7 protein-coding genes are annotated in these 8,081 nt (G+C 51.8%); all 7 read right to left on the reverse strand.

All coding sequences use genetic code 11. The features are described from left to right. Positions 1 to 40 precede the first annotated feature (40 nt). The gene (locus tag H5U02_05550; protein ID MBC7341898.1) at positions 41 to 1,492 is read right to left on the reverse strand and encodes a glycosyltransferase family 2 protein; all 1,452 of its coding nucleotides are present in this window, start codon (positions 1,490 to 1,492) and stop codon (positions 41 to 43) included. Positions 1,493 to 1,613: 121 nt separating this feature from the next. Then, the gene (locus H5U02_05555; GenBank protein MBC7341899.1) at positions 1,614 to 4,148 is read right to left on the reverse strand and encodes an AAA family ATPase; all 2,535 of its coding nucleotides are present in this window, start codon (positions 4,146 to 4,148) and stop codon (positions 1,614 to 1,616) included. 18 nt (positions 4,149 to 4,166) lie between these two features. Further along, positions 4,167 to 5,408: an LCP family protein gene (locus tag H5U02_05560; protein MBC7341900.1), complete on the reverse strand. Its 1,242-nt coding sequence runs from the start codon at positions 5,406 to 5,408 to the stop codon at positions 4,167 to 4,169. A gap of 232 nt (positions 5,409 to 5,640) precedes the next feature. Beyond that, the gene (locus H5U02_05565) at positions 5,641 to 6,378 is read right to left on the reverse strand and encodes a chemotaxis protein (GenBank protein ID MBC7341901.1); all 738 of its coding nucleotides are present in this window, start codon (positions 6,376 to 6,378) and stop codon (positions 5,641 to 5,643) included. A 156-nt stretch (positions 6,379 to 6,534) separates the two neighbouring features. Then, complete coding sequence (locus H5U02_05570) at positions 6,535 to 7,125, reverse strand: flavin reductase family protein (GenBank protein ID MBC7341902.1); 591 nt, start codon at positions 7,123 to 7,125, stop codon at positions 6,535 to 6,537. 55 nt (positions 7,126 to 7,180) lie between these two features. Then, positions 7,181 to 7,498, reverse strand: a complete 318-nt coding sequence (locus tag H5U02_05575) for a hypothetical protein (GenBank protein MBC7341903.1) — start codon at positions 7,496 to 7,498, stop codon at positions 7,181 to 7,183. A gap of 136 nt (positions 7,499 to 7,634) precedes the next feature. Further along, positions 7,635 to 8,069, reverse strand: a complete 435-nt coding sequence (locus H5U02_05580; protein MBC7341904.1) for a DUF134 domain-containing protein — start codon at positions 8,067 to 8,069, stop codon at positions 7,635 to 7,637. Positions 8,070 to 8,081 lie beyond the last annotated feature (12 nt).

Here is an 8,081-nt window from a genome sequence, read left to right on the forward strand (position 1 = left end):
TCTGAGGTACTATTTGGTTCCTTCGCACCACCTGCGGCGCTCACTTGGCCAGCCCGCCAGCTCGGCTAAATACCTCGCGGGTGCGTGGCGTCTTGACCCACACCTGAGGCTGGCGGTTCAAGAACTTAAGCAACAAAGCCGCTGAGTAGGGCGCTAACATCAAAATACCAGCTAGTGGCAACAACAGCAACTCTGCTACCCCTAGCCATCGTTGAGCTAGGCCGACCAGGCCCTTGCCGGGTGGCGGCAACATAAAGGCTCGGAAGTAGAAATATAGGTAAAAGGTGAAGGCAAAATAGACCAGGGTAAAGATGCGTAGGGCTATAATGACTCCCCAGGGCAATGCCGGCACATGCAAGAGCCCACGAGCAAACACACCTCCTAAGGAGAGGGAGGCTATCACTGCCAACTGATAAAACAGCCATTCCCCTTCCCCCTTCCAGTACAGGTTATGCACCAGGGGACGCCGCCTATCCCACGGGTATTGTCCCGCCTCCCTGAACTTGGCCGTAACCTGGAGATGCCCACTGCCCCAGCGCAGGCGCTGCCGGAAATAGCCCATATAGGTTGCAGGGGTTTGTTCAGTACTCCAGTAGGGCATGTACTCGGGCCATGCGTCTGGGAATTCCAAAGCACTGCGTACCCCAAACTCTAAGTCCTCGGTAAGGGCATGATGATCAAAGCCACCAACCCTCTCCAAGAGCTGCCTGCGAGCGAAGAAGTTGGTTCCGCCCACAAAAGGCAGCTTGCGCATCAGCACCGGTAGGTACCAAGCATGAGAGATAGCCTGGTACAGGGCCACCACTTTATTGATGGCGCTTATGTAGTAATAGTTCCGAACTTGGAAAACTGGACCTTGCCAGATTTGTACCTCCGGGTTGGCCAGACTTCGCCAAGCTACCCATAGCAGAACCTGCTTTTCTGGACGGCTCTCAGCATCATAGAAGGCACAAATATCGCTCTGTTGGCTTACGAAGTCAAGTCCGTAGTTTAGGGCCCTCCCCTTGGTCGAGGGTACCTCATGCCCAAGTAGGGGTCCATGCAAGCGGCCCTCAAAATCGTAAGGAACGCTCACGTGAACAATTCTTGGGGCTGGCTTCCCTTCCACACCTTCCCGACCAAGGGCCGCCCGGGTTGACTCAACTACCTCCTGGGTGGTGGGATAAGGTTTGTCCTTACCCCTCATTTCCTTCTCATCAGTTATAACCACCAGTTCAAAGCGATCAGTTGGATACTCGAGCGCCGCCATATGACGAATGGTGCACTCGATGACATCAGCCTCTCCTTTAGCAGGTATTAAAATGGATATGTAAGGAAGGGGCTGTCCTTTGAGCCTAGCCAATTCCTCAACTTCCGCTATAGACAGGCACCGTCTGCGGCTCCAATGCTTCTTATAGGCTTCTCTCCGCCAGAATACATACCGACAGAAGAGAGCAAAAAAGACAAGGTAGAGCCCTACCGTGGCCAAATAAACGGTTTCTGCGGTATCCAAAGGTCATCCCGGCCTTTCCTCTCCGAACCTACTTACCTACCTACGGTTCCTTAGCTTTCGTTCGTTCTTTCTCTAGCCAGCCGTAATTTAGCTACTGCTTCAGCCAATATATAGAGACGATTTAGCCTATCGATCTGGTTCCCTCATCCTGAATCTCTGTGGATTCCTTAGCTGACTCTTCACCCCCTCCCTTTTCCTTGTCTTTATCCTTTTCTTCCCGGCCAAATCTAGCCATGCCTTCTGCTAACTCTCTAAGGCGGCGATCCACACGATCATGTATGGATCCAGGTGTAAAGGCCACTCGCCTGCCAGGATCGCCGGACACATCTATAATCTCGCCAGCAGGCAGCCCGGTCAGTAGGCTGATGCCTTCATCAATAGTGCTGACAGGATAGATGTGAAACTTTCCTTCTCGTACCGCTTGCACTACTTCTTCCCTGAGCATCAATTCGTCTACGTTTTGGGCGGGAATTATTACTCCCTGCGTGCCAGTTAGCCCTCGCAGTTTGCACACCCAGAAAAACCCCTCAATCTTCTCGTTAACACCGCCAATAGGTTGGATTTGTCCATGCTGATCCACAGAGCCGGTCACCGCTAAGTCTTGCCGGATCTCCACATTGGCCAAGGAGGAGAGTAAAGCATAGAGCTCGGCACTGGAGGCGCTATCTCCTTCAACTTCTTCATACAATTGTTCGAAGGTAATGCTGGCAGTCAGGGCAAGGGGTTTGTCCTGCCCATACTTGGCTCCCAAATAGCCGCTTAAAATCAATACCCCCTTGCTGTGAATGTTGCCGCTTAGCTTGATCTCCCGCTCAATATTGACTACTCCTTCTTCCCCCATGAAAGTCTTGGCAGTGATACGGGTGGGCTTACCGAAGGAGTAATCTCCCAAGTCGTACACAGCGATACCATTGACTTGGCCCACGGCTCGGCCCTGGGTATCGACGATGATCTTGCCTTGATTGATCATTTCCAAGATCTTATCCTCGATAAGGTTAGAACGGTAGATCTTCTGTTCAATAGCCAAATCCACATGGTGGCCGGCCACCAGCTCGGCTCCCTCTTGATCGGCTATGGCGCTAGCCTCATAGATGACCCCCACTACCTCATTGAAGCGAGCGGAAAGCTTGTCTTGTTTGCCAACCAAGCGAGAACTGTAGTCGATAACTTTGGCCACTGCCTCACGGTCAAAGTGCTTCAACTTCTCTCGGCGACAAAGCAAGCTTATAAAGGCAGCATACTTTTCTTCATTCTCCCGCGTGCGGGGCATTTCCACGTCAAAATCAGCTTTAACCTTAAAAAACTTACGGAAATCATCATCCAAGAAATACAGAAGATGGTAAAGATAGGTACTACCGATGAGAATGACCTTTACGTTTAAAGGTATCGGCTCCGGCTTTAGGCTAGTAGTGGGCACCGCCCGAAATTGGTCGGCCAAGTTTTCAATCCGAGCTTCTTGGTTTTTGAGAGCTCGCTTTAGGGCATCCCAGGCAAAATAGTTGGTCAAAACATCATAGGCTTGAAGGATTAGGTAGCCCCCGTTGGCGCGGTGAATGGCCCCGGGGCGGATCATGGTAAAGTCGGTAGTTAGAAAACCAAACTGCCCTGTGTATTCGGTGCCCCCAAACAAATTATAATAGGTAGGATTGGTCTCCATCACTACCGGAGCCCCTTCTGTGTCAGCATTATTAACTAATAGATTGACCTTGTAGCGAGCAAAGGAAGGTTCCGGCTGGAATTGGGCTAGCCAGGCTTGCCAGGGGCTGCCCTCGTGCTCTTCGGAACGTTTAAAGTCTTGGTGGTGCTCAACTACATCCCTTTCCAGCGCTTCAAAGTACTTGACTAGCTTGGGGAAGTCGCGGTACTTCTCCTGGAGGCGCTTGATAAAAGGGCTAACTGCAAAGCGAACTGCCCGTTCCTCGATTTCCTTTATCGACTGCTTAGCCTCTTTTTCCAGAATTTTGACCCTACGGGCAGCATCGTTGAGGTGGCTCTGGAGCTTTTCTCCCTTTTCTTTAATGGCGTCTCGTTCTTCCTCCGGAAGGGCATCAAATTCCTCCTGGCTGTATGGCTCCCCGTTCTCCTTGAGGGGAACTGTAGCATATCCTCCCTGGGTGCGCCTTAAGGAATAGCCTTCGGCTTCAGCCATTTCTTGCAGGTGGTTTAAAATCTCCGCCGATGCCTTCTGGAAGCGCTTCCAGATAGCATTGGTCTGCTCTTCGAAGTCCTCACTTTCCGTAGTCTTGGGAATCTCGGCCTTCAGGTCTTCGATCAAGTCCTCCATATCAGCCACAAGCTCAGAGCCCATACCGGCTGGAAGAGAAATCGCCATGGGTCGAGCAGGATCATCGAAATTGTACAGATAACAATAATCTCCGGGCCGCTGGCGCTGGGCAGCGAATTGCTCCACCAGAGCCTTGGTAAACGTAGTTTTACCAGTTCCCGGCAGACCGCTAACAAAAATATTATAACCAGGGCTGGCTACCCTCAGGCCAAATTCCAGAGCTTGGACGGCCCGATGTTGACCAATCACTCCGCCCGGCAAAGGCGGTACTTCTGCCGTGCTTTGAAAACCGAAACTTTGGGGATCGCATTGGCGTCGAAGCTTCTCCGGCGGTAGCTCAGCTACCATATCGACCAATGTCGACTCGGACATATGTACCTCCTCAAACCTCTAGGTTGCGCTGGGCGTAGAATCTTCAGAGGACGGTGTGCTCGTTTGGCCATTAGATCCGCCTCCAGATGATGGCGGAGGGGAGGGACTATCCTGGCTACCATCGGGTACCGGTGGTACCGGTGCCTCGCCCCCGATGCTTACATCCCCGCCATTGTCGGATGCTGGCGGCTTCGGACTCACCTGCTCTGACTGGGTTTCGGGCTTAGGGTTGGGCTTGGCTGGTTCTGCCGGATTAGGCTTGACGGGTACAGGCCGTTTGGATTCAGAGGATGTGCTGCTCCGGGGTCGACTGCTCCAAGTTGAGGGTGGCTGTAAGTCTTCCCGGACTATCTGTTGGCCGGACAGGCCATCATAGAATAAAGCATACGCTACCTCTTTGGCTTGCTTGGGATCTACGTACCAATAGCTGCCCCCGTTAATGGTCATGAAGTTGCCCGGCAGCGTTTGACTAACTATTTGCACTGAGCTAGCGCCAGCAGCAAACTTGCTCAAAGATAGCATTTCCCGTACAGTTAGATCAGTGTCTACAGCTTGAGCTATCTGAGGAATTAGTTTAGGTAGCTTTAACAGGGTGCTTGGACGCAATGATTGCCGAAGGATTGCAGCCAGGAACTTTTGCTGCCTCTCAGTCCTAGAAATGTCTCCTAAAGCATCGTGCCGAAAACGCACGTAGCCCAAGGCCTGTTCCCCATTGAGGTGTTGAGTACCTTGACGAAGATTTATAACCATATCCCCGGTATCATATTTCATGTCTTTCTCCACATCCAGAGTCACTCCACCTAAGGTATCAACGATCTTAACAAAATCTTCGAAGTTAACTAGAGCATACCGATCTACCGATACCCCGATCAGGTCTTGAACCATCTTCTTCAAGAGATCGACCTGACCAATAGATAAAGCCTCATTAATTTTGTGCCAACCGTGCCCAGGAATATTCACTCGGGTATCTCTGGGTATGGACAACATGGCCACGCGTTTGTTTTGGAAATCTAGCGAAGCCACAATGATAGTGTCAGCTCGGGCAAAGGTTTCTCCCGGCCGGGCATCATTGCCAAGCAGCAAAACATTGAGCCGATCTTTATTGATGGCGCTACCCTCAGAAGGAGTAGGCCCCTGGGGCCCAAGCAAGTAATCATGGTACAAGAGCCCGGCATAATAGCCGGCTGCACAAATAACAGCTATGCTCATAAGCATGAGCATAGCCTTTTTTAAAAAGGTGCCAATCGTTTTTCCTCGCACTCTTCCCTACCCCCGAGCAATCAGCCTCAACTGGTTTAGGCCAAATCCATTGTGTCAACCTGAAACTAGTCTATGCTTAGATACTTACCATATTTTCCAAACCTCGGGGCATCTAAACCTGGGTGCCGCTCCTCCATTATAACTAGACGGCACCGATCGTCAAGTACCTAGTGCAAGTTACACCTCATGGTATACGACGTCGTTTGTAGCCGAATGGTTCCGAAAAACCATCCTAGACCAATTCCGCCAAGCTCTGGGACAAGATTTCAAGCTCCTGAGCCATTTTACCTAGCTCCTGAACTGTAGCTGCCACTTCCTGAGCTGAGGAAGCTTGACTTTGAGTGACAGCACCAGTAGCTTCAAAATCCCTCAACATGTTCTCAATGGATTGCTCAATATCATTTAAAATCCTGGAAATTTGCTCTGCCGACCGGGCACTATTATCAGCTAGTTTCCTGACTTCATTCGCTACCACCGTAAACCCGCGGCCATGTTCGCCAGCACGAGCTGCCTCAATGGCAGCATTAAGGCCAAGCAGCTTAGTCTGGTCGGCTACGCTGCGGATAAAGGAAAGCACCGACCCGGTTTCCCTGAGGTGATTACGGGCTTGTCCAGCTTGATTGGATAGTTTTCGCCCGCTATCCGCTAATTCCTGTGCCCCCTCGGCCATTTGCGCAGCAAGCTGCGCTAATAGCTGGACGGTAAGATTCAGATTCTGGGCTAGGGACGCTAGAGCTCGAGCCTGCTCATGAATAGCGGTGATTACTTGCCCCTTGGAGTTAACGATAGCCATCATCAGCCGCGCAACTTCGGCATCAACTAATACCGCACCTTGCTGCTTGTGATCTCGGATTGACTTTCGTACCTCGTCGCTACCAGTTACCTCAATGATTAAATCTGGAGCCTGAGCACTAAGAAATGTGACTAAGTCTGTAAACGTAGGTATGCCCATTTCCCGGGCTAGGATCATTCCTGGAGCATCCTGGCGAACATCCACAACCCCGACCAGTGCAAAATCGGAAAGCCCTTGCAAAGCCCTTAAGAAAGCTGTTCCGCCCCGCCCAGCCCCGACAATGCCGACTTTGCGTGGCATAGTCCCACCTCTCCGTGGAAAACGTTTATGACTCTAGCTGTGGCTAGAAGAGAAGCGCTCGCCTGCTCCCATATACCAGCTGCCACCCAAATGATGGAAGGGAAGCACTGCCGATGCCTCCTTGAGGACTTCAGGATCGTCCCCTTGTTCTGGCAGGCCCTTCCAGGTATCATCAAACAGCTCCTCCTCCGCCGAGGCTGCCAAGACCTCGCCGACGAAGATGTCATGATCGCCGGCCCGAAATACATTGACGACGCCGCATTCAAGGTGACCAATGCACTCATCTATAAGGGGCGCCCTAACCTTGGCAGCCGAGGCCCGGCTAAGCCCGGCCAATTTGAATTTATCGGCATCTCGGCCTGAGACGCTACCACAGAGGTCTACTGCTTTCAACAAGGATCGGGGGGGAATATTAATTACGAACTCTTCGCTCCTACGAATCAGCTCGTCCGTAAAACGGCTTTCGGCCACCGCGATAGCCACCAAGGGTGGCCTCGAACTAACCGGCATATGCCAAGCTACTGTCATTACGTTGGCTTGGTCTTTATAAGCGCTAGTTACCAGAACCACCGGCCCATGGTTAATCAGCCGGTTGGCACGATTCACTGGGATCTCCCTTTTCATCAACACCCTACCTCTCTACGTCGTTCTCTAATTCAGCACTGGACACGATAATACCTTATCCTATCATGGGCGGTACTTTTATACCTTCCTCGGACCAACCTCGGAATGGTAGCTGCACGGCCCAATAGTATTGTTCATCGCCAACTATGTCTTCAAACCCTACCCTCCATTTTCGTCCTTTTACCCGTACATCTACGATTTGAGCCAGCAGAGCCTGGTGGCCGTAAAATCCCCGCCGACCCAGTTCCCGTACCGCAGCCAAACAAGCCAAATCGGCCTCCAAGGGGTCTACCCCCGCTCGACGACACCATTCCCGCAAGCGATACCCTCGCATACGCCTCACCAATAAAGAATATTCTTTCCGTTTGTTCACTTTTCCTGCTAACTGGAAGCCAATTTGGGGGGACAAAACGCCGAGAAGCAACCAGCAGATATTGGCCTGGCGGGAGAAAGGCCACGATAGGACTCCAGATGTTTGGCTCGTGGATAGCAAGTAGGCTAACTAAGACCTAAAAAGGCGGATTAGGTCGGCCATCGGCGCGATAAACTTCCCGGGCTTGACAGCGGGGGCATTCCATGTCTATGGCCCGCCCGCCTATACCATGGGGCTTTTCAAATTCGTACCCACAGGCGGCACATCGGAAGTGTCGCTTGGCTAAGCAATAAGTTCCGCCTTCGATGCGGATGGCTTTTCCTTCAATTAAGGCTCGGGCCACTTTGGCTCGGCCGGCTACTAAGACTCGCTGAAAGGTAGGTCTAGAAACCTGCATTCGCTCAGCACAATCCTCCTGTTCCAGGCCTTCCATGTCTTTCAGTCGGATAGCCTCCAATTCTTCAATGGTGAGGATCTCTTCTTCTAAGCTGCGCAAGGGAACCCCAGCTGGCTTAAAGACCGTAACCTCGGGAATAAACTCCACCCTTCTCAGCTTAGTTGGCCGTGGCATATTACCAACTCC

The organism is Clostridia bacterium (assembly GCA_014360065.1).
Lineage (GTDB): Bacteria > Bacillota > DSM-521 > Neomoorellales > JACIYF01 > JACIYF01.